This is a genomic window from Marinibacterium sp. SX1 (assembly GCF_050389775.1).
Lineage (GTDB): Bacteria > Pseudomonadota > Alphaproteobacteria > Rhodobacterales > Rhodobacteraceae > Marinibacterium.
Map to the genome: position 1 here is coordinate 1,006,499 of NZ_CP177144.1, position 20,503 is coordinate 1,027,001.

Here is a 20,503-nt window from a genome sequence, read left to right on the forward strand (position 1 = left end):
GGGGCATGACCGGCGCGCCCGCCGCCGCCGGCCTCACCGCGCTGGACCAGCCCAGCCCGCTGGGCGGCTGGTCGGACAGCCTGGCCCGGCTGGATGGCGCGCTGGTCGTGCCGCCCCAGGTCTCGGGCTTTCAGCAACAGGCCGGCATCCTGGCCGCCGATGGCCGCTATTGCCCCGAAGGCGCCCTGTGGCGGCGGTTTCGCCCGCTGACGCTGGAGCCCGACCCGGTGACCGGGCCGGTGGCCGACCTGCCCGGGCGCTGGCTGTGGGGCGGGGTGCTCTGGGCGCATTTCGGGCATTTCCTGGCGGAAAGCACGGCCCGGCTCTGGGCGTTGGACCACCTTGCCGGCCTGGTCGACGGGCCGCTGGACGGCGTTCTGTTCATGCCCAAGCGGCCGCGCAACGGTGAGAAGATCACCGGCTACCAGGCCGATTTCTTCCGGCTGATGGGCGTCGACGTGCCGATCCGCGTGGCCACCGGGCCGATGCGGGTGGAACAGTTGGTCGTGCCGGGGCAGGGCTTTGGGCTGGGCGAGATCTCGGCCGGGACGGACAAGGTTCGCGCCCAGTTCGCCGACCGCTTTGCCCGCGACGTCGCGCCGGACGGGCCCGAGAGGCTGTATGTCAGCCGCTCGGCCCTGGGCTTTGCCAAGGGCAGCATCCTGGGCGAAACGCGCATGGAGGAACGGCTGGCCGAAGAGGGCTACGAGATCTTTCACCCCCAGGCCCATTCGATGGAAACCCAGGTCGCGCGCTACCGGGCGGCGCGGCAGGTCGTGGCGACGGATGGGTCGGCGCTGCACCTGCTGGCCATGGCCCGGCCCGCCGGCCAGAGGCTGGCCATCGTGGCGCGCCGTCAATCCTCGGCCGTCGAGCTGCTGATCCGCCACGTGTCCAGCTTTACCGGCGCCGACCCGCTGCTGGTCGATGCGCTGCGCCGGTCCTGGTTCCCCGACGGGCGCAAGGCCAACAAGCGCCATGCCCTGGGCGAGCTGGACCTGGCCGCCGTGGGGCGCCAGCTGGAAGCGGCCGGGCTGATCGGCAATGCTGCGGCCTGGACCAACCTCAGCGAAGACGAGGTGCAGGCCGCGCTGGCCTCGACCGGGCAGGGCTGGCACCTCAAGCGCTGGCAGAAACGGCGCGATGCGGCAGAGGCGGGTGACGGCGAGGATGGGGCCAGCGACGCGGCCTGAACCGGCCGGCGCGCGGACCCTGGGGGCGGTCTGACGCGCCGTCCCTTGCCGATTTTGCGAAATTCCGTTTTGCATCGCGGAACCGTCCGGCTAGGTATATCCTTGGGCCGGGCCGGCGCGACACGAGTCAGCCGGGCCGGGCGGCCGCTTGGGAGGGCGGGCCGCAACGGGATCAGGGCGCAGGCCGCCCGCAGGAGGGGAGGACAGGACCATGCCTGACGCCATCGCTTACGACTTGCAGGGCGATATCGCCATTCTCAAGGCCCAGAACCCGCCGGTGAACGCCCTGGGCCATGCCGTGCGCCAGGGGCTGATCGACGGGATCGAGCGGGCCGAACGCGAGGGGGCGCGGGCCGTGGTCATCCATGGTGACGGTTCGACCTATTTCGCCGGGGCCGATATCCGCGAATTCGGCAAGCCGCCGCAGGAACCGCACCTGCCCGATGTCTGCAACCGGATCGAAGCCTCGCCGCTGATCGTGGTGTCGGCCATGCACGGCACGGCCCTGGGCGGCGGGCTGGAAATCGCGCTGTCGACCCATTACCGCATCGCCGTGCCCTCGGCACGGATGGGCCTGCCCGAAGTGCACCTGGGCCTGATCCCCGGGGCCACGGGCACGCAACGGCTGCCGCGCCTGATCGGTGTCGACAAGGCGCTGGACGTGATGACCACGGGCCGGCAGGTCGGCGCCCAGGAGGCGCTGGACCTTGGCCTGATCGACCGCATCGAGGATGGCGCGCCGGGGGTCAACGGGCTGGCCTATGCCCGCCAGCTGATCGACGAAGGCGCCCCGCGCCGGGCGGTGTCGGAACTGCCCGCGCCCGCGCCGATCGACTGGGATGCGACCTATGAGGCCGTGCTGAAACGCGGGCGCGGCCAGATCTCGCCGGCGATGTGCGTGCGTGCGGTGCAGGGGGCGTGCGAATTGCCCTTTGCCGAGGGCGTGGCCAATGAACGGCGGATCTTTCGCGAGCTGATGGACACCGACCAGCGGCAGGGCATGATCCATGCCTTCTTTGCCGAGCGGGCGGTGGGCAAGCTGCCCGAGCTGAAAGGGGTCGAGCCGCGCCCGGTCGCGGCCATCGCGGTGATCGGCGGGGGCACGATGGGCAGCGGCATCGCGACGTCGGCCCTGATGGCCGGGCTGTCGGTGACCATGCTGGAAATGTCCCCCGAGGCCGCCGAAAAGGCCAAGGGGCGCATCGCAGGCAACCTGTCGGGCGCGCTGAAACGGGGCAAGATCGACCAGGCGGGCTTTGAGCGGCTGACCGAACAGGCGCTGACCCTGACGACATCCTATGACGACCTGGCCGAGGCCGACCTGATCATCGAGGCCGTTTTCGAAGAGATGTCGGTCAAGAAAGAGGTCTTTGCCAAGCTCGACGCCGTGGCCAAGCCCGGCGCGGTCCTGGCCTCGAACACGTCCTACCTGGACGTGGATGAAATCGCCGCCGCGACCTCGCGGCCCGGCGACGTGCTGGGCCTGCATTTCTTCTCGCCGGCCCATGTGATGAAGCTGCTGGAAATCGTGGTGGCCGACAAGACCGCGCCCGACGTGCTGGCCACCGGGTTCGCGCTGGGCAAGAAGATGGGCAAGGTGTCGGTGCGGGCGGGTGTTTGCGACGGGTTCATCGGCAACCGCATCCTCAGCCATTACCGCACGGCGGCCGATCACATGATCCTGGACGGCGCCTCGCCCTACCAGATCGACGCCGCACTGGAATCCTTCGGCTTTGCCATGGGGCCCTTTGCCGTGGCCGACCTGGCCGGGCTGGACATCGGCTGGGCCGTGCGCAAGCGCAAGCGGGCCGAGGGGCTGCATCCGCAGGCCCGTGACAGTTCCTATGCAGACACGCTCTGCGAGGCCGGGCATTTCGGCCAGAAGACCGGCAAGGGCTATTACGATTATGTCGCCGGGCCCAAGGCCCGCGTGCCCAACCCCGAGGTCATGCCCCTGATCGAGGCCGACCGCGCCGCCCAGGGCATCACCCCGCGCGACTTCACCGATGCCGAGATCCTGCGCCGCTACATGGCGGCCATGGTCAACGAAGCCGCCCGGGTCGTGGGCGAGGGCATCGCGCGGCGGCCCTTGGATGTCGATGTCACCCTGCTCTACGGCTACGGCTTCCCGCGCTATCGCGGCGGGCCGCTGAAATGGGCCGACATGGAAGGCCTGCCGGGCCTTTTGGACGATATCCGGGCATGGGCGGCCGAGGATGCCCATTTCTGGCAGCCCGCGCCGCTGCTGGAACAGCTGGTGGCCGAGGGGCGCAGCTTCGAGGATCTGAACAAGGAGGCGGCGGGCTGAGCCCCGCCACGGGAGGACCGACATGGATCTGAACTACAGCGACGAGGAACTGGCGTTCCGCGACGAGGTGCGCGCCTTTCTGGAGGAAAAGCTGCCCGCCGGGATCGCCGACAAGGTGCGCCGGGGCGAAGAGCTGACCAAGGACGACATGGAACGCTGGCACGCGATCCTGAACGCCCGGGGCTGGCTGGCGCCGAACTGGCCCAGGGAATACGGCGGCTGTGAATGGAACGCCGTCGAAAAGCACATCTTCGACGTCGAAAGCGCCTATGCCAATGCGCCCCGCGTGGTGCCCTTTGGCCTGTCGATGCTGGCGCCCGTGCTGATGAAATTCGGCAGCCAGGCGCAAAAGGACCATTACCTGCCGCGCATCCTGAACGGCGACGATTGGTGGTGCCAGGGCTATTCCGAACCGGGCGCCGGCTCGGACCTGGCCTCGCTCAAGACACGGGCCGTGCGGGAGGGCGACCATTACGTGGTCAACGGCCAGAAGACCTGGACGACGCTGGGCCAATATGCCGACTGGATCTTCTGCCTGGTGCGCACCGATCCGGACGTGAAGCAGCAGGAGGGCATTTCCTTCCTGCTGATCGACATGAAGACCCCCGGCATCGAGGTGCGGCCGATCATCCTGCTGGATGGCGTGCACGAGGTGAACGAGGTGTTCTTCGACAACGTCAGGGTGCCGGTCGAAAACCTGGTGGGCGAGGAAAACAAGGGCTGGACCTATGCCAAGTACCTGCTGACCCATGAGCGCACCAATATCGCCGGGGTCGGGGCGTCGCAGGCCGGGCTGGACACCGTCCGGCGCATGGCCCGGGCCGAGATGCAGGGCGGCCGGCCGCTGATCGAAAACCCGCATTTCGCGGCCCGGCTGGCCCGGGCCGAGATCGACCTCAAGGCCATGGCCACGACCAACCTGCGGGTCATTGCCCAGACGGCCAAGGGCGGGGCGCCGGGGCTGGAGGCGTCGATGCTGAAGGTCAAGGGCACGATCCTGCGCCAGGAGATCAACGACCTGGCCCGCCGCGCGGCGGGGCCCTATGCCATGCCCTTCCCGTCCGAGGCGGTCGAAGGCGACAACGATCCGATCGGGCCGGACTACGCCGCCCGCACGGCACCGCAATATTTCAACAACCGCAAGCTGTCGATCTTCGGCGGGTCGAACGAGATCCAGCGCGGGATCATTGCCAAGGTCAGCCTGGGAGGCGCGAAATGAATTTCGATCTGACCGAGGAGCGCCAGATGCTGCAGGACACCCTGCGGCGCTACCTGTCCGACAAGTACACGACGAAGGTGCGCAACGACATCCTCGACGGCGAGGCGGGCATGTCGCCGGCGATCTGGGCCGAACTGGCCGAGCTGGGCGTGATCGGCGCGCTCTTTCCCGAAGAGATCGGGGGCTTTGGCGGCCAGGGCTTTGATATCTCTGTGGTCTTCGAGGAACTGGGCCGGGCCGGGGTGGTCGAACCCTTCCTCGACACGGCCATCCTTGGCGGGCGCCTGATCGCGGCGCTCGGCGACGACGGCCAGAAGGCCATGATCGACGAGGTCATCGCCGGCACGCTGCACCTGGCCCTGGCCCATGGTGAGCCGACCTCGCGCTATGACCTGTCGCGGGTCGAAACCGGCGTGTCGGGTGGCGACGGGGACCTGCGGCTGAGCGGCCGCAAGGCCGTGGTGGTCAATGCCGAGGCGGCGGGCTGGCTTGTCGTTTCGGCCCGCGAAAGCGGCGGGCCCGACGAGGCCGAGGGGATCTCGCTGTTCCTGGTCGCCCGCGATGCCCCGGGGCTGACCCTGCGCGGCTATCCTCTGCTGGCCGGCGGGCGGGCGGCCGAGCTGACGCTCGATGCCACCCCGGCAACGCGTCTGGGCCCGCCGGGCGGGGCGTTCCCGGCGATCGAGGCGGCGGTGGCGGCGGCCCATGTGGCGCTGTCGGCCGAGGCCTTCGGGGCGATGACCACGGCCACCGAGCTGACCCGCGATTACCTGATGACGCGCAAGCAGTTCGGCCGGCCGATCGGCACGTTCCAGGCCCTGCAGCACCGCATGGCCGACCTGCTGATCGAGCTGGAACAGGCCCGGTCGGCGGTGATCAATGCGGCCGGGCACCTGGGCGCGCCGGAGCACATCCGCGACCTGGAAGGCGCGGCGGCGCGCAACCTGATCGGCCGGGTCGGCCGGCTGGTCGCCGAGGAAGCCATCCAGATGCATGGCGGAATTGCCATGACCCGGGAATATGAACTCGCCCATATCGCCAAGCGGATCGTCATGACCGATCATCGCTTCGGAGATACCGATTACCACCTGGAGCGATTCATTGACCTCAGCGCCGCCGCCTGAGCCAGGCCGCAACGACATGCCCGGGGCCGATGCCTCGGGCCTGATCCACGACCAGTCCGGCACCCAGTCCCTTGTGGGTTATGTCGTCGATATCGGCCAGGCGGACGGCAAGGGCCGCGCCTGGCTCGACATCACGGACCGGCACACCAACCGCGTGGGCATGCTGCACGGCGGGTTGACGGCCATGCTGCTGGACGCGGCCTGCGGCTTTACCGCCTCGCGCATGTTCGCCGACGGCACCGGCGAAAGCGCCGACAAGACGCCGCTGGTCACCGTGTCGCTGACGGTCAATTTCGTCGACGGCGCGCGGCTGGGCCAGCGCGTCACGGCCACAGGCCACCCGGCCGGCGGCGGCCGCAAGATCGCCTATGTAAACGGTGACGTGCGCGACCAGGGCGGCCGGCTTGTGGCCACCGCAACCGGAGTGTTCCGCCGTATCAAGAGGTGACGGCGTCGATATCGCGCGGGGCGCGCGATGCCTCCGGCGGGGAATATTTGGAAAGAGAAAGAAGCAGCAGGGTCGCGCGCCATCCCCGGCCAGGCGCGGCCTTCCTGCTTCTTTCTCTTCTCAAGTATTCCCGGGGGAGTCCTCCAACGGAGGACGGGGGCAGCGCCCCCCTTGCGACGGGATAGGCCGATGCAACGCCGGGGGTGCGAAACGCCGTCGGCCCCGCATGACACCGCCCGCGGGCCGCGTTACAAAACTTTCGTCAATCCGACACATTGCGTTTGGACACCGCCGTTAGGCCGCTCGCGTGATGGATGGAGCGACGCCTTGCTGCGCATTGACAAACTGACCAAGCGCTTCGGCGCCAATACTGCCGTGGACGCCGCGACGCTGGACGTCGACAAGCCGGCGATGATCGGCATCATCGGCCGTTCGGGCGCCGGCAAATCGACCCTGCTGCGGATGATCAACCGCCTGGCCGATGCCACCGAGGGCACGATCACCTTCGAAGGCCGCGAGGTCAGCCGGCTGACCGGCGCCGACAAGCGCGCCTGGCAATCCGAATGCGCGATGATCTTCCAGCAGTTCAACCTGGTGCCGCGGATGGATGTCGTGTCGAACGTCCTGCATGGCACGCTGAACAAGCGGTCGACCCTGGCCACGATGTTCAACCTCTATCCGTCCACCGACATTCACCGCGCCATCGAGATCCTCGATCGCCTGGGCATCGCCGAACACGCGCCGAAACGGGCCGAGGCCCTGTCGGGCGGCCAGCAGCAGCGCGTGGCCATCGCCCGCGCCCTGATGCAGGATCCGCGCATCATCCTGGCCGACGAACCCATCGCCTCGCTCGACCCGATGAACGCCCAGACCGTGATGGAGGCCCTGCGCCGCATCCACGAGGAAGACGGCCGCACCGTCATCTGCAACCTGCACACGCTGGACACCGCGCGGCGCTATTGCGACCGGGTCGTCGGCATGCGCGCCGGGCGCATCGTCTTTGACGGTCTGCCCGAACAGCTGACCACCGGCGTCGCCCGCGAGATCTACGGCGCTGATGCCAGCTTTTCGGAAGCCGCGACATCGACCCAGATCGACACGCTGGACCGGACCGAGGCCGCGCGCCGCGACGCCGAAGCCTACGTCTGACCACCCCAATTCATCAGCCCGCCCGCCGACGCCCGACAGGAGGGGGGCGGGTTTCCAACCAGAGGACATCGAAGAGATGAAAAAACTGCTTGCTGCCGTCGTGGCCACCACCGCCCTGACCGCTCCGGTCTTTGCCCAGGAGATCGAGGAATTCCGCATCGGCATCCTTGGCGGCGAAAACGCCCAGGACCGGCTGAACAACAACCAGTGCCTGGCCGATTACACCGCCGAGCTGCTGGGCGTGCCGACCAAGCTCTTTGCCCCGGCCGATTACGACGGCGTCATCCAGGGCCTGCTGGGCGGCACGATCGACATGGCCTGGCTGGGCGCTTCGGCCTATGCCAAGACCTATCTCAGCGATGCCGAGGCCGTCGAGCCGGTGCTGGTCAAGGTCAACACCGACGGCTCCTACGGCTATCACTCGATCGGTTTCGCCCGCGTCGACAGCGGCATCACCTCGCTGGAAGACATGCAGGGCAAGGTCTTCGGCTTCGGCGACCCCAACTCGACCTCGGGCTACCTGATCCCCTCGATCGAGATCCCGCAGGTCACCGGCAGCACCATGGAATCGGGTGACTACTTCGGCGAAGTGAAATTCACCGGCGGTCACGAGCAGACCATCGTTGCCGTGTTCAACGGCGACATCGACGGCGGCGTGACCTGGGCCGACGGCCTGGGCGAATGGGAAGACGGCTATAACTCGGGCGCCCTGCGCCGGGCCGTCGACGCCGGCCTGATCGACATGAACGAGATGGTCGAAATCTGGAAATCCAAGCCGATCCCGGAAGGCCCGGTCGTGCTGCGCAAGGCGCTGCCGGCGGACGTCAAGGAAAAGATGACCGCGCTGATGGCCGGCCTGAAGGAGCGTGACGCAGATTGCTTCTACGGCGTTGCCGCGGGCGATGCCCTGGGCTTCCAGCCGATCGGCCACGACGCCTATGAAAGCATCATCGCGGCCCGCCAGTCCGTGGGCGGCTGAGGCCAGGCACGATCCGACGGGGTCCGGCATCGTCCGGGCCCCGTTTTTCATGAGACCAGGGGCGTGACCCGCCCCGGCACGAGGCTTTCCCGAAATGGCAGAGACGACCGCAGGCGCCCCGACCGGGCTTGACCGGATCCAGGCGGATTACATGGCCATGGCGCAGAAGCGCCGGCTCTACAGCTTTGTCATGCTGGCCGTCTTCGTGGCGCTGATGGTCGCGGGCTTTCGCACCGCCGATGCGCGCAATGCGGGCGGGTTCTTTGACGGGCTGCACCGGATCTTCGACTATCCGTCCGAAGTGCTGGGCGAAGCCATTCAGAATGCCGCGGCGCTGCCCGGTTTCATGCTGGAATACCTGCCCTCGCTGGTCGAAACGCTGAACATCGCCGCGGCCTCGACGCTGATCGGCCTGCTGGGTGGCACCTTGCTGTCGCTGCTGGCCACTCGCGGCCTGTCGCTGTGGCCCGGGCTGATCCCGCTCTTCCGCCGGATCATGGATGTCTGCCGGGCGATCCCGGAAATCGTCATCGCCCTGGTGCTGATCTTTGTCATGGGCGGCGGCCCGGTGCCGGCGATGATCGCCATTGCCATCCACACCGCCGGCGCGCTTGGCAAGCTCTACTCGGAGGTCAACGAGAACGTCTCGCTGAAACCGGTCGAAGGGCTGGCCTCGGTCGGTGCCACCTGGGCGCAGCGCATGTACCTGGGCGTGATCCCGCAGGTCGGGCCGAACTATGTCAGCTATGCCCTGCTGCGCTTCGAGATCAACATCCGCGCCTCGGCCATCCTGGGCTTTGTCGGCGCGGGGGGCATCGGCTACGAGCTCAAGAACGCCATTGCCTGGGGCCAGGGGCGCTATGACCGGGCCACGGCGATCTTCATCCTTCTCATTCTCACCATCTTCGTGGTGGACCAGCTGTCGAGCCTGCTGCGCGACCGCCTGACGCACGGAACCAAGTCATGAGCACCTTTGCCACCGATCTGGACACGACCGGCCTGAAGGACGAGGCCGACCGGCTGTTCCGCCGCAAGCGGCTGATGAACTTCGGCCTGCCGGCGCTGATCCTGCTCTACCTGGTCTATGTCTTCTTTGCCTTCGACGTGCCGGGCCTGGCCGAACGGGCCAGCCTGGAAAAGGCCCAGACCCTGATTTCCGACAGCTACAGCTACAAGACCCATGTCACCCGCGACAACCGGTCGGGCGAGGTGTCGGTGGCCATCGAGGGCGAGCGCAAGGGCCGCTATGATCCGGGCACCGGCCCGGCCTGGGTCAGCCTGGGCGCCGACACGGTGATCGACCTCGAAGACGGCTATGTCGTGACCTTCGGCCCCGAGAATTTCGTCAGCTTCGAGATCCCGGGCTATGGCCTAGTCACCGCCCAGCCGACGCGCTCGGGCGGGGTCAACCCGGTCTTTCCGGCCGGCGACCTGCCCGAATGGATCTCGACCTCGAAGAACCGCCTCGACATCCGCACCGAGGCCGGCCGCCTGACCGTCACGCGCAACCGCACCGAGGTCTTCCGCTATTTCTTCGGCTGGGAGCTGTTCTGGTTCACCCTCGACAGCCCATACCACGGCCAGAATCCCGGCGCCCTGATGGGCCTGGCGTTTTCGGGCGAGGCCGGCGAGATCTGGAAGGATTTCTGGAACAATGCCATGTGGCGCCACAAGGACGTGGCCTGGGCGATCTTCGAAACCATCCTGATGGCTTTCCTGGGCACCTTCGGCGCGGCCATCGTCGCCCTGCCGCTGGCCTTCCTGGCCGCGCGCAACTTCACCCTGCTGATGCCCCTGCGCTTTGCCGCCCGCCGGCTGTTCGACTTCCTGCGCGGGGTGGATGCGCTGATCTGGACGATCATCCTGGCCCGGGCGTTCGGGCCGGGGCCGCTGACCGGCGCGCTGGCCATCCTGCTGACCGACACCGGCACCTTCGGCAAGATCTTCTCGGAGGCCCTGGAAAACGTCGACGAGAAGCAGATCGAAGGCGTGTCCTCGACCGGGGCCAAGCCGTTGCAGCGCTATCGTTTCGGCGTCATTCCCCAGATCACCCCGGTGCTGCTGTCGCAGCTGCTGTATTTCCTTGAATCCAACACCCGTTCGGCCACGATCATCGGGGCCATCACCGGCGGCGGCATCGGCCTGATGCTGACCCAGGCGATCATCACCCAGAAGGATTGGGAAGAGGTGACCTATTACATCGTGCTGATCCTGCTCATGGTCTTCTTCATGGACTGGCTGTCGGGCTGGCTGCGCAAGCGGCTGATCACGGGCGACGAGGGCGGACATTGACCAAGTCGCTCTCCGCCGACGCGCCGCTGGTCCACGCGGGCTGCACGCTGGTGCAATCGAGCTTCGGCGCCTTCACCGAGATCGGTGCGGGCAGCCGGGTGATGAATGTCGAGATGGGCGATTATTCCTATTGCGACCGGAGTTGCGACCTGGCCAACGCCAGGATCGGCAAGTTTTCCAACATCGCCAGCTTCGTGCGCATCGGTGCCACGGACCACCCGCTGGACCGGGCCTCGCTGCACCATTTCCTCTACCGCTCGGCCGATTACTGGCCCGATGCCGAGCCCGATGCCGATTGGTTCGCCCATCGTGCCTCGCGGCTGGCCCATGTCGGCCATGACACCTGGATCGGCCACAATGCCCAGGTCAAACCCGAGGTGACCATCGGCCATGGCGCCGTCGTGGCTTCGGGCGCGGTCGTCACCCGCGATGTCGCGCCCTACACGATCGTCGCCGGCGTGCCGGCCAAGCCGGTCCGGCGCCGGCTGCCCGAACCGCTGGCCGAGCGGCTCATGGCCCTGGGCTGGTGGGATTGGGACCACGCCACCCTGCGCACCGCCCTGCCGGATTTCCGCGCCATGACGGCCGAGGCCTTCCTCGACAAGTACGAAACCTGACGCCCGACCTTCGCTGTCACGACAACCGCCAGCGTCACCGCCGCCCCGGTCGCGCTCCCGCCCTGTCGACGTCCCGCTGGCCGGACCTGACCGCAAGCCCACCCCGCACGACCGGGGCGGTCCCTGCTGCTTCTTTCTCTTTCCAAATATCCGGGGCTGGCCCTGTCGCCGCCGCGACGCCCGTGGTCAATCCTCGCCCACCGTCAGCGTCACCCGGTCGCCGGCAAACCAGGTCCGCCCGAACTCGACCGGCCGGCCGTCGGGCCCGGCATTGATGCCCACCGTCCGCAGGATCGGCGCGCCCTCGGCGATCTGCAGGTGCAGCGCCTGGGTCGCCGTGGCCTCCTTGGCCGTGATCCGCGTCGACACCCGCGTGAAATCGGCCACCCCGCAGGCCGCCAGCGCCTCGGTCACCGAGGCCGTGGCCTCCAGCGCCCCGGCCAGGCCGGGCAGGCGGTCAGACGGGAACATCGACTGGAACACCGCAACCGGCTGGCCATCGGCCAGTGACAGCCCGTCATAGACCAGCACCTCGGCCCCTGCCGCGATCTCCAGCGCCGCGGCCTCTTCGGCCCCGGCCGCCTGCACCGCCAGCGACAGCACCTTCTTGGTCGGGATGCGCCCGCCCGAAGCGATGTTCTGGTGGAATCGCACCCGCCGCCCGATGGGATAATCCGCCGGCGCCGCCGCCACGAAGACCCCGGAGCCCCGGCGCGAATGCACCAGCCCGTCCTCGGCCATCACCGCCAGCGCCCGGCGCACGGTGTGGCGGTTGACCCCGAAGCGCCCGGCCAGCTGGGCCTCGGTCGGCAGCCGGTCGCCGGTGGCAAAGCGGCCCTCGGCGATGTCGGCGGTCAGCGACCGCTTGATGGATTGCCAGATCGGCGTGCGCGCCATGCCTGCTCTTTCCTCGCAAGGGCCCCCGCCGGGCGCTGTCATGAAAGTTTCAACTCTTTCCGTTTGCGCCCTCTGCCGGGGATGTCTATTATTTGTATAGTTGTATAGTAATCGCCAACAACCAGGCAAGGACAAAATGGCCGAAGAGATCACGGATACCGAACGTCGCCGGGCTTGGATGAGCCTCCTGGCCAAGGCGCCGGAGGCCGACCTGCTGGCGCTCTGGTCCGCCTATGATGACGCGCCCGAATTCGACTGGCTGCGTGCGCCCGAAGCCGGCGGCGTCATGGTCCGCGCCCGCCTCGGTGGCACCGGCGCGCCGTTCAACATGGGCGAGATGACCGTCACCCGCTGCTCGGTCGCGCTCAGGGACGGCACCGTCGGCCATGCCTATGTGCAGGGCCGGTCCAAACCCAAGGCCGAGGCCGCCGCGCTGATCGACGCGCTGATGCAGACCGATGCCGCGGCCGGGGTCCAGGGCCGCATCCTGGCCCCGCTGGGCAATCTCGTGGCCGACCGCGCCCAGGCCCGGGCCGCCAAGGCCGCGGCCACCAAGGTCGATTTCTTCACCATGGTCCGGGGAGAGAACGCATGACCGCCACCGCCGCCCTGACCGGAGGCTTTGCCGATGCCCCGGTCGATGCCGCCCATGCCTTTCGCGCCATCATGACCGTCATGGCCCGCCCCGGCGAGATCCGCACCGCCGCCCAGGCCACGCCGCCCGCGCCGCTGTCGGTCGCCGCCGGCACCGTCATCCTGACGCTCTGCGACCCCGAGGCCGGTCTGTACCTGGCCGGTCCCTGCGACACGCCGCAGGTCCGCGACTGGGTGGCCTTTCACACCGGCGCGCCCATCGTCGCACCCGACAAGGCCGCCTTTGCCGTCGGGCGCTGGGACGACCTGGTGCCCCTCGACCGCTTTCCGACGGGCACCCAGGAATACCCCGACCGCTCGACCACGCTGATCGTCGAATGCGATGCGTTGCAGGCCGATGGCGCGGTCCTTCGCGGCCCGGGCATCAAGGACACGGCCCGGCTGAACCTGCCGGACATTGCCACCTTTGCCGACAATCACAGGCTCTACCCGCTGGGGCTGGATTTCATCTTTGCTGCCGGAACCGAGGTTGCCGCCTTGCCCCGCAGCACCGCCGTGACGGAGGGCTGAGACATGTATGTTGCCGTGAAAGGCGGAGAGCGGGCGATCGACAATGCCCATGCCTGGCTGGCCGAGGAACGCCGCGGCGACCTGTCGGTCGCCGAGATGTCCATCGCCCAGATCCGCGAACAGCTGTCGCTGGCCGTGAACCGGGTGATGGCCGAAGGCTCGCTTTATGATCCCGACCTGGCCGCGCTGGCCATCAAGCAATCGCGGGGCGACCTGATCGAGGCGATCTTCCTGATCCGGGCCTATCGCACGACCCTGCCGCGCTTTGGCGTGACCACCCCGGTGGACACTGGCGAGATGCGCTGCGACCGCCGGATCTCGGCCACGTTCAAGGACGCCCCGGGCGGCCAGGTGCTGGGGCCGACCTTCGACTACACCCACCGCCTGCTGGATTTCAAACTGGCCGCCGAAGGCGAGCCGGTGACCGCCCCGCAGGGCGAGGCGCGCCGCGAGGCCACGCCGCATATCACCGAGTTCCTGCAGGGCGAGGACATCATACAGCGCGAGCCCCGCGACGACAGCGAACCGCGCGACATCACCCGCCAGCCCATGGCCTACCCGGCCGACCGGGCCACGCGGGCCCAAGCCCTGACGCGCGGCGACGAGGGCTTTGTGCTGTCGCTGGCCTATTCGACCCAGCGCGGCTACGCCAAGAACCACGCTTTCGTGGGCGAGCTGCGCATCGGGCTGGTGGACGTGGAAATGGAGATCCCCGAACTGGGCTTTTCCATCGACATCGGGGAAATCCAGCTGACCGAATGCGAAACGGTCAACCAGTTCGCCGGCTCCAAGACCGAACCGCCGCAATTCACCCGGGGCTACGGGCTGGTTTTCGGCCAGACCGAGCGCAAGGCGATTTCCATGGCCCTCGTCGACCGGGCCTTGCGCTGGGAAGAGCTGGGCGAGGATTTCAAGGGCGCGCCGGCCCAGGACGAGGAATTCGTGCTGAGCCATTGCGACAACATCCAGGCCACCGGGTTCCTCGAACATATCAAGCTGCCGCATTACGTGGATTTCCAGTCCGAGCTGGAGCTGGTCCGCAAGATGCGCCGCGAGGCGGCCGACAACGCCGCCGCACAGGAGGCCGCGCAATGAGCCTGATGGACGATTACAACTTTGCCTACCTGGACGAACAGACCAAGCGGATGATCCGCCGGGCGATCCTCAAGGGCCTGGCCGTGCCGGGCTACCAGGTGCCCTTTGCCAGCCGCGAAATGCCCATGCCCTATGGCTGGGGCACCGGCGGCGTGCAGGTCTCGGCCGCATCGCTGACGCCCGAGGACACGCTGAAGGTCATCGACCAGGGCGCGGATGACACGACCAATGCCGTGTCGATCCGGAAGTTCTTTGAGCGCACGGCCGGGGTGGCCACGACGGAACAGACCGAAGACGCCACGATCATCCAGACCCGCCACCGCATCCCCGAGGCCGAGCTGACCGAGGGCCAGATCCTGGTCTACCAGGTGCCGATCCCCGAGCCGCTTCGGTTCCTCGAACCGCGCGAGACCGAGACGCGCAAGATGCATGCCCTGCAGGAATACGGGCTGATGCATGTGAAGCTCTACGAGGATATCTCGCGGCACGGCAACATCGCCACGGCCTATGCCTATCCGGTCATGGTCAATGACCGCCATGTCATGGACCCGTCGCCGATCCCGAAATTCGACAATCCCAAGATGGAAATGGCCGCGATCCAGCTGTTTGGCGCCGGGCGCGAACAGCGCATCTATGCCGTGCCGCCCTGGACCAAGGTGGTCAGCCTGGATTTCGAGGATTACCCCTTCGAGGCGACCAAGGCCGACCATCCTTGCGATCTGTGCGGATCCGAGGTCAGCTATCTCGACGAGGTGATCATGGACGACGCCGGCAACCGGATGTTCGTCTGTTCCGACACCGATTACTGCCGCACCCGGTGCGAGGCCGGGCACAAGGGCCGTCTGGCCGGGGAGGCCGTGTGATGCCGGGACTGGCAAAATTTTCCGGAAAATTTTGTCCGGATTTTTCGAAAAATCCGGGCGCGGGAGACGACCGATGACACCCTTGCTGCAAGTGCGCGACGTATCAAAGCTCTATGGCGGCCGGATCGGCTGTGCCGACGTGTCCTTCGATCTCTATCCCGGCGAGGTCATGGGCATCGTCGGCGAATCCGGGTCGGGCAAGTCGACCCTGCTGAACTGCCTGGCCGGCCATCTGCCGCCCGACAGCGGCCAGGTGATCTTTGACACCCGCGCCGAGGGGCCGGTCGACACGATCACCATGTCCGAACCCGCCCGGCGCATGCTGGGCCGGACCGACTGGGCCTTTGTCCACCAGCATGCCCGCGAGGGGCTGCGCATGGGGGTCAGCGCCGGGGGCAATATCGGCGAGCGGCTGATGGCCGTGGGCGCGCGCCATTACGGCACGATCCGCCATTCGGCCGAGGACTGGCTGGGCCGGGTCGAGATCGACGCCGACCGGATCGACGACCGCCCGACGCAGTTCTCGGGCGGGATGCAGCAGCGCCTGCAGATCGCGCGCAACCTGGTCACCGGGCCGCGGCTGGTCTTCATGGACGAGCCGACCGGCGGGCTGGACGTGTCGGTCCAGGCCCGTCTGCTCGACCTGCTGCGCGGCCTGGTGCGCGAGATGGGCCTGTCGGCGCTGATCGTCACCCATGACCTGGCCGTCGTGCGCCTGCTGGCCGACCGGCTGATGGTCATGAAGGACGGCCATGTCGTCGAAACCGGGTTGACCGACCAGGTGCTCGACGATCCCCAGCATGCCTATACCCAGCTGCTGGTGTCCTCGGTGCTGCAGGTCTGAGCCGATGATGCGGCTCTTCTCCCGTTCCGGCTCCGGGCTGGAAGAGCTGCCCGCCGGGGCGGCCCCCGCCGGCGCGACCTGGATCGACCTGGCCGAGCCGACCGGGGCCGAAGCGGCCATGCTTTCCGGGTTGGGCATCGACATGCCCAGCCTGGCCGACATGCGCGAGATCGAGGTGTCGAGCCGGCTGTACCGCCAGGGCGGGGCCGATTACATGACGGTCTTCCTGCCCGGGCTGACCCCGGAGGGCAAGCGCCGGGCCCTGCCGGTGACCTTCATCCTGTCCGACGACCGGCTGGTCACCATCCGCCACCATGCCCCGCGGCCCTTCGACAGCTATCCCGGCCATGCGGCCACCTCGGCCGCGGGCACCGGATCGGCCCACCGCATCACCCTGGGCCTGATCGAAGAGATCGTCGGGCGCCAGGCGGACCTGATCGAAGGCGTGGGCGAAGAGCTGGATGCCATGCTGGCCCGGGTGCTGGCCGATGACCTGCCGCGGGCCTCGACGGCCCTGCGCGACGCCCTGCGCGGGCTGGGCCTGCAGGGCGAGCTGCTGGGCCAGGTGCGGCTGGCGCTGCTGTCGCTGGAACGGGCGCTGAGCTTTCACCGCCAGATCCATGCCCAACGCGACGAGACCCTGGTCGACCTGGTCGACGGGGCACAGCGCGACATCCGCGCGCTGGTCGAACATTGCGGGGCGGTCAGCGCGCGGATCACCTTTGCCACCGACCTGACGCTCGGCCTGATCTCGGTCGACCAGAACACGACCATGCGCATCTTCTCGATCGTGGCCGTGTTCTTCCTGCCGCCGACGCTGGTCGCCTCGATCTACGGCATGAACTTCTCGCGCATGCCCGAACTCGATTCGCCCTGGGGCTATCCCCTGGCCCTTCTCGTGATGGTCGCCTCGGCCGTCCTGTCCTATGCAATCTTCAAATGGCGCCGCTGGCTCTAGCGGCCGAAACGGGAGTTTCCCCGATGATCGACATCGAAAACGTGGCCAAGAGCTTTACCCTGCACAACCAGGGCGGAACCGTCCTGCAGGTCATGGCCGGGGCCAGCCTGCGCGTTGCGCCCGGCGAATGCATCGCCCTGACCGGGGCGTCGGGGGCCGGCAAGTCGACCCTGATGCGCTTGATCTACGGCAATTACCTGGCCGCGTCGGGCCGGATCGTCGTCGGCGGGGTCGACGTGGTCACGGCCGAACCGCGCGAGATCCTCAAGCTTCGCCGCGAGACCCTGGGCTATGTCAGCCAGTTCCTGCGCGTCGTGCCGCGCGTGCCCACGCTGGACGTCGTGGCCGAACCGCTGCTGTCGGTCGGCGTCGATGGCGAAACGGCCCGCGCCCGGGCCGGTGAGCTGCTGTCGCGGCTCAACATTCCCGAACCGCTCTGGGGGCTCAGCCCGACGACCTTCTCGGGCGGCGAACAGCAGCGGGTCAACATCGCCCGGGGCTTTGCCCATGATTACCCCGCGCTGCTGCTCGACGAACCCACGGCCAGCCTGGACACCGGCAACCGCCAGGTCGTGCTGGACCTGATCACCGAGGCCAAGTCCCGGGGCGCGGCCATCGTCGGCATCTTCCACGACGTGGCCGCCCGCGAGGCGGTCTGCGACCGCGAGGTCGACGTGTCGGTCTTTACCCCGGACCGCGCGGCATGACCGGCCAGCTGGTGGCCATCGTCGGGCCGTCGGGCGTGGGCAAGGACAGCGTGATGGCCGCGCTGGCCGCCGCCGATCCGGCCGTCCTGCTGGCCCGGCGGGTGATCACCCGGCCGACCGAGGCCGGCGGCGAGGATTTCGACGGGGTCAGCACCGAGACCTTTGCCCGGCGCGAGGCGGCCGGGGATTTCGTGCTGTCCTGGCCGGCCCATGGCCTGTCCTACGGCATTCCCGCGACGATCCGCCGGGATCTCGATGCCGGGCGGATCGTCATCGTCAACCTGTCCCGGGCCGTGCTGTTGCAGGCCCAGCAGGTCTTTCCCGATCTCCAGGTCGTCTCGCTCACCGCGCCGCCAGAGGTCCTGGCCGCGCGTCTCGCCACCCGCGGGCGCGAGGATGCCGAAGAGCAGAAACGCCGCCTGTCGCGCGGTGCGCTGCCCTTGCCCGAGGGCCTGCGCAACGTGCACCAGGTCGACAATTCGGGGCCGATCGAGGCCACCGTCGCGGCCGTCCGGTCGGCGCTTCAGCCCGAAAGCGTGTAACGATGGATCAGCCGGAACCGGCCGTCCGGCCCTTCGCCGACAAGGCCCATGTCCGGGATGTGGAAGGGCCGGGGCAGCAGCGGCTGCAGGTGGGCCTGCAGCCAGTCGGCCACCGGGCCGTCTGTTTCGCGCAGCCGGCGCGACAGAGTGATGTGAAAGCGGAACTGGTCCATCACGTAGGGATAGCCCCAGCGCAGCAGGTGGGCCTCTTGCTGCGGGCTCAGCCCGGCCTTGCGCCGGCGGTCCAGCTCGTCCTGCGGGGCCGGGGCGCGGAAGGCGTCCAGCCCGTCGACACAGGCCGCGGCCAGGGCCTCCAACGCCGTGGTATCGCCCACCGGGCGCAGCGCCAGGAACCCGCCCAGCTGTTCCACGGCCAGCCCGTCCAGCGTGACCGGGGCCAGCCGGGCACAAAGCGCCTCGGCCGCCTCGAACAGGGCGGCCGGCGTCTGGCCGGCGGCCAGCCGGAACGGCGGCTTGATCGTGGCATGCAGCCCGTATTTGCGCGGCCGCTCGGTGATCGCGGCCACGTCGATGCCCGGCACATCGGGGGCGGCGACTTCGGTCCCGGTCTCCATGTCCCAGCCCAGCCAGGACGTGGCCAGGCGGGTCCAGTCCGCCTCGGCCGGCGGGGCAACATACAGCGCGTAACGCGAAAATTCCATTTGGGCTCACTCCCGGATCTGCTCGGGGCAGGTAAGACAAGAAAGACGAAATCCAGATGACAGAAGACGTGATCCTTGCCAATGCGATGCTGGTCCTGCCGGGCGAGACCCTGCCGGGCAGCTTGCGGATCCGCGACGGGATGATCGCGGCCATCGACCAGGGCACCGCCGTGCCGGCCGGGGCCGTGGATTGCGGTGGCGACTACCTGGCGCCCGGGCTGATCGAGGTGCATACCGACAATCTCGAACGCCACATGAAGCCCCGGCCCCGGGTGGCCTGGCCGCTGGAACCGGCGATCCTGGCCCATGATGCCGAGCTGGCCTCGACCGGGATCACGACGGTGTTCGACGCCCTGCGCGTGGGCTCGATCCCGACGGGCAGCCGGGCGCCCTATGGCAAATACGCCCGGGCGCTGTCGTCGCAGATCCTGGCCATGCGCGACCGGGGCGTGTTCCGCATCAGCCATTTCCTGCACCTGCGGGCCGAGATCTGCTCGGAAACCCTGATCGAGGAGTTGGCCGAATTCAGTGCCGACGACCGGGTGGGCATCGTCAGCCTGATGGACCACATGCCCGGCCAGCGCCAGTTCCGCGACATATCCAAGTACCAGGATTACATGGTCGGCAAGTACGGGCTGAACCAGGAGGAATTCGACCGCCACGTCGGTGAGCTCTACGACCTGCACGCCCGGCTGGGTGCGGGCAACGAGGCGGCGGCGGTGGCCGAGGGCAAGCGGCTGGGCGCGGCGCTGGCCAGCCATGACGACACGACGGCCGACCAGGTGGCCGTGTCGGCGGGCCATGGCGTGCGGCTGGCCGAGTTCCCCACGACGGTCGAAGCCGCCCGGGCCAGCCGCGCGGCCGGGATCGCGGTGATCATGGGCGCGCCCAACGTCGTGCGCGGCGGGTCGCATTCGGGCAACGTGGCGGCGGCAGACCTGGCGGGCGAGGGCCTCTTGGACATCCTGTCGTCGGATTACGTGCCGTTCTCGCTGCTGACGGGGGCGGTGCAGCTGGGCCAGTTGTGGGGCGACATGGCCCGGGGGCTGTCGACGGTCACCAGCGCCCCGGCCCGGGCCACGGGCCTGGAGGATCGCGGCCGGCTGGCGCCCGGCCTGCGCGGCGACCTTGTGCGCTTTCGCCTGGTCGACGGCCACCCGGTGCCCGTCGCGACCTGGTCGCGGGGCCAGCGGGTCTGATCGGAACACAGCGCGCCGCCCGGCGGGACGGGCGGCGGCAGGGGGGTGTCAGGGGCGGCCGGTAAGGGCCGCCGGGGAGCGGTCAGGAGGGGCGTCCGGCAGGCGGAGCGTCAGGGGCGGCCCATAGGGGACGGCCGACAGGCAGTCCGTCAGAGAGGTGGCGGCAGGGGCATCCGGTCGGGGTCCTTGGGGACAAGCTGCCGCTGCACGCAGGCCCGCCGCATGCCGATTTCGGCAGCAAGC

21 protein-coding genes are annotated in these 20,503 nt (G+C 68.5%); 19 read left to right on the top strand and 2 right to left on the bottom strand.

All coding sequences use genetic code 11. The annotated features are described in order from the left end of the window. The first annotated feature begins 5 nt into the window (after positions 1-5). The 10 genes from ACK3BB_RS04640 to ACK3BB_RS04685 all read left to right on the top strand — a co-directional run bounded on the left by ACK3BB_RS04640 (position 6) and on the right by ACK3BB_RS04685 (position 11,329). A complete protein-coding gene (locus tag ACK3BB_RS04640; protein WP_428927565.1) occupies positions 6-1,193 on the top strand; it encodes a glycosyltransferase family 61 protein in 1,188 nt (395 codons plus the stop codon). A 211-nt stretch (positions 1,194-1,404) separates the two neighbouring features. Beyond that, the gene (locus ACK3BB_RS04645; RefSeq protein WP_428927566.1) at positions 1,405-3,501 is read left to right on the top strand and encodes an FAD-dependent oxidoreductase; all 2,097 of its coding nucleotides are present in this window, start codon (positions 1,405-1,407) and stop codon (positions 3,499-3,501) included. 22 nt (positions 3,502-3,523) lie between these two features. Then, positions 3,524-4,720 carry an acyl-CoA dehydrogenase family protein gene (locus tag ACK3BB_RS04650; protein ID WP_428927567.1) on the top strand — a complete coding sequence of 399 codons (1,197 nt, stop codon included), beginning with the start codon at positions 3,524-3,526 and terminating at the stop codon, positions 4,718-4,720. Continuing rightward, positions 4,717-5,844: an acyl-CoA dehydrogenase family protein gene (locus ACK3BB_RS04655; protein ID WP_428927568.1), complete on the top strand. Its 1,128-nt coding sequence runs from the start codon at positions 4,717-4,719 to the stop codon at positions 5,842-5,844. The genes ACK3BB_RS04650 and ACK3BB_RS04655 overlap by 4 nt, the downstream gene beginning before the upstream one ends. A gap of 16 nt (positions 5,845-5,860) precedes the next feature. Further along, positions 5,861-6,292, top strand: coding sequence for a PaaI family thioesterase (locus ACK3BB_RS04660; protein WP_428927569.1), 432 nt, complete (start codon positions 5,861-5,863; stop codon positions 6,290-6,292). A gap of 327 nt (positions 6,293-6,619) precedes the next feature. Continuing rightward, entirely contained in the window at positions 6,620-7,441 is an 822-nt protein-coding gene (gene phnC / locus ACK3BB_RS04665; protein WP_428927570.1) for a phosphonate ABC transporter ATP-binding protein, read from the top strand. Positions 7,442-7,517: 76 nt separating this feature from the next. Next, positions 7,518-8,420: a phosphonate ABC transporter substrate-binding protein gene (gene phnD / locus ACK3BB_RS04670; RefSeq protein ID WP_428927571.1), complete on the top strand. Its 903-nt coding sequence runs from the start codon at positions 7,518-7,520 to the stop codon at positions 8,418-8,420. Positions 8,421-8,514: 94 nt separating this feature from the next. After that, positions 8,515-9,387 carry a phosphonate ABC transporter, permease protein PhnE gene (gene phnE, locus ACK3BB_RS04675; protein ID WP_428927572.1) on the top strand — a complete coding sequence of 291 codons (873 nt, stop codon included), beginning with the start codon at positions 8,515-8,517 and terminating at the stop codon, positions 9,385-9,387. Then, entirely contained in the window at positions 9,384-10,712 is a 1,329-nt protein-coding gene (gene phnE, locus ACK3BB_RS04680; RefSeq protein ID WP_428927573.1) for a phosphonate ABC transporter, permease protein PhnE, read from the top strand. Before phnE (ACK3BB_RS04675) ends, phnE (ACK3BB_RS04680) begins: the two co-directional genes overlap by 4 nt. Then, positions 10,709-11,329, top strand: coding sequence for a chloramphenicol acetyltransferase (locus ACK3BB_RS04685; protein ID WP_428927574.1), 621 nt, complete (start codon positions 10,709-10,711; stop codon positions 11,327-11,329). Before phnE (ACK3BB_RS04680) ends, ACK3BB_RS04685 begins: the two co-directional genes overlap by 4 nt. Before the next feature lie 186 nt (positions 11,330-11,515). Here the strand turns inward: ACK3BB_RS04685 and phnF are convergent, their stop codons facing one another. Beyond that, complete coding sequence (phnF, locus tag ACK3BB_RS04690; protein ID WP_428927575.1) at positions 11,516-12,226, bottom strand: phosphonate metabolism transcriptional regulator PhnF; 711 nt, start codon at positions 12,224-12,226, stop codon at positions 11,516-11,518. Between the two features lie 136 nt (positions 12,227-12,362). On the opposite strand from phnF, the gene phnG reads away from it, so the two are divergent. The 8 genes from phnG to phnN all read left to right on the top strand — a co-directional run bounded on the left by phnG (position 12,363) and on the right by phnN (position 18,399). After that, positions 12,363-12,821, top strand: coding sequence for a phosphonate C-P lyase system protein PhnG (gene phnG, locus ACK3BB_RS04695; protein ID WP_428927576.1), 459 nt, complete (start codon positions 12,363-12,365; stop codon positions 12,819-12,821). Continuing rightward, positions 12,818-13,390, top strand: a complete 573-nt coding sequence (phnH, locus tag ACK3BB_RS04700) for a phosphonate C-P lyase system protein PhnH (RefSeq protein WP_428927577.1) — start codon at positions 12,818-12,820, stop codon at positions 13,388-13,390. The genes phnG and phnH overlap by 4 nt, the downstream gene beginning before the upstream one ends. Positions 13,391-13,393: 3 nt before the next feature. Then, complete coding sequence (locus ACK3BB_RS04705) at positions 13,394-14,485, top strand: carbon-phosphorus lyase complex subunit PhnI (protein ID WP_428927578.1); 1,092 nt, start codon at positions 13,394-13,396, stop codon at positions 14,483-14,485. Positions 14,486-14,490: 5 nt separating this feature from the next. Next, entirely contained in the window at positions 14,491-15,348 is an 858-nt protein-coding gene (locus ACK3BB_RS04710; protein WP_428928682.1) for an alpha-D-ribose 1-methylphosphonate 5-phosphate C-P-lyase PhnJ, read from the top strand. A 73-nt stretch (positions 15,349-15,421) separates the two neighbouring features. Then, the gene (phnK, locus tag ACK3BB_RS04715) at positions 15,422-16,192 is read left to right on the top strand and encodes a phosphonate C-P lyase system protein PhnK (RefSeq protein ID WP_428927579.1); all 771 of its coding nucleotides are present in this window, start codon (positions 15,422-15,424) and stop codon (positions 16,190-16,192) included. 4 nt (positions 16,193-16,196) lie between these two features. Beyond that, positions 16,197-17,150 (top strand): CorA family divalent cation transporter, encoded by a 954-nt coding sequence (locus tag ACK3BB_RS04720; RefSeq protein WP_428927580.1) that lies wholly within the window; start codon positions 16,197-16,199, stop codon positions 17,148-17,150. Between the two features lie 23 nt (positions 17,151-17,173). Then, a complete protein-coding gene (phnL, locus tag ACK3BB_RS04725) occupies positions 17,174-17,857 on the top strand; it encodes a phosphonate C-P lyase system protein PhnL (protein ID WP_428927581.1) in 684 nt (227 codons plus the stop codon). Further along, complete coding sequence (phnN, locus tag ACK3BB_RS04730; protein WP_428927582.1) at positions 17,854-18,399, top strand: phosphonate metabolism protein/1,5-bisphosphokinase (PRPP-forming) PhnN; 546 nt, start codon at positions 17,854-17,856, stop codon at positions 18,397-18,399. The genes phnL and phnN overlap by 4 nt, the downstream gene beginning before the upstream one ends. On the opposite strand, the gene ACK3BB_RS04735 is transcribed toward phnN, so the two are convergent. Beyond that, positions 18,381-19,061 carry a DUF1045 domain-containing protein gene (locus tag ACK3BB_RS04735; RefSeq protein ID WP_428927583.1) on the bottom strand — a complete coding sequence of 227 codons (681 nt, stop codon included), beginning with the start codon at positions 19,059-19,061 and terminating at the stop codon, positions 18,381-18,383. The genes phnN and ACK3BB_RS04735 overlap by 19 nt on opposite strands. A 56-nt stretch (positions 19,062-19,117) precedes the next feature. Here ACK3BB_RS04735 and ACK3BB_RS04740 point away from each other — a divergent pair, with 56 nt between their 5' ends. Continuing rightward, complete coding sequence (locus ACK3BB_RS04740) at positions 19,118-20,260, top strand: alpha-D-ribose 1-methylphosphonate 5-triphosphate diphosphatase (protein WP_428927584.1); 1,143 nt, start codon at positions 19,118-19,120, stop codon at positions 20,258-20,260. The last annotated feature ends 243 nt before the right edge of the window (positions 20,261-20,503 follow it).

Excerpts from the sequence above, each read along its gene's own strand:
- phnH (WP_428927577.1), top strand. The coding sequence starts at position 12,818 with ATGACCGCCACCGCCGCCCTGACCGGAGGCTTTGCCGATGCCCCGGTC.
- phnK (WP_428927579.1), top strand. The coding sequence starts at position 15,422 with ATGACACCCTTGCTGCAAGTGCGCGACGTATCAAAGCTCTATGGCGGC.
- phnE (WP_428927573.1), top strand. The coding sequence starts at position 9,384 with ATGAGCACCTTTGCCACCGATCTGGACACGACCGGCCTGAAGGACGAG.
- phnD (WP_428927571.1), top strand. The coding sequence starts at position 7,518 with ATGAAAAAACTGCTTGCTGCCGTCGTGGCCACCACCGCCCTGACCGCT.
- phnE (WP_428927572.1), top strand. The coding sequence starts at position 8,515 with ATGGCAGAGACGACCGCAGGCGCCCCGACCGGGCTTGACCGGATCCAG.
- phnG (WP_428927576.1), top strand. The coding sequence starts at position 12,363 with ATGGCCGAAGAGATCACGGATACCGAACGTCGCCGGGCTTGGATGAGC.
- ACK3BB_RS04650 (WP_428927567.1), top strand. The coding sequence starts at position 3,524 with ATGGATCTGAACTACAGCGACGAGGAACTGGCGTTCCGCGACGAGGTG.
- ACK3BB_RS04660 (WP_428927569.1), top strand. The coding sequence starts at position 5,861 with ATGCCCGGGGCCGATGCCTCGGGCCTGATCCACGACCAGTCCGGCACC.
- ACK3BB_RS04640 (WP_428927565.1), top strand. The coding sequence starts at position 6 with ATGACCGGCGCGCCCGCCGCCGCCGGCCTCACCGCGCTGGACCAGCCC.
- ACK3BB_RS04645 (WP_428927566.1), top strand. The coding sequence starts at position 1,405 with ATGCCTGACGCCATCGCTTACGACTTGCAGGGCGATATCGCCATTCTC.
- ACK3BB_RS04720 (WP_428927580.1), top strand. The coding sequence starts at position 16,197 with ATGATGCGGCTCTTCTCCCGTTCCGGCTCCGGGCTGGAAGAGCTGCCC.
- ACK3BB_RS04710 (WP_428928682.1), top strand. The coding sequence starts at position 14,491 with ATGGACGATTACAACTTTGCCTACCTGGACGAACAGACCAAGCGGATG.
- phnL (WP_428927581.1), top strand. The coding sequence starts at position 17,174 with ATGATCGACATCGAAAACGTGGCCAAGAGCTTTACCCTGCACAACCAG.
- phnF (WP_428927575.1), bottom strand. The coding sequence starts at position 12,226 with ATGGCGCGCACGCCGATCTGGCAATCCATCAAGCGGTCGCTGACCGCC.
- ACK3BB_RS04740 (WP_428927584.1), top strand. The coding sequence starts at position 19,118 with ATGACAGAAGACGTGATCCTTGCCAATGCGATGCTGGTCCTGCCGGGC.
- phnN (WP_428927582.1), top strand. The coding sequence starts at position 17,854 with ATGACCGGCCAGCTGGTGGCCATCGTCGGGCCGTCGGGCGTGGGCAAG.
- ACK3BB_RS04705 (WP_428927578.1), top strand. The coding sequence starts at position 13,394 with ATGTATGTTGCCGTGAAAGGCGGAGAGCGGGCGATCGACAATGCCCAT.
- ACK3BB_RS04655 (WP_428927568.1), top strand. The coding sequence starts at position 4,717 with ATGAATTTCGATCTGACCGAGGAGCGCCAGATGCTGCAGGACACCCTG.
- ACK3BB_RS04735 (WP_428927583.1), bottom strand. The coding sequence starts at position 19,061 with ATGGAATTTTCGCGTTACGCGCTGTATGTTGCCCCGCCGGCCGAGGCG.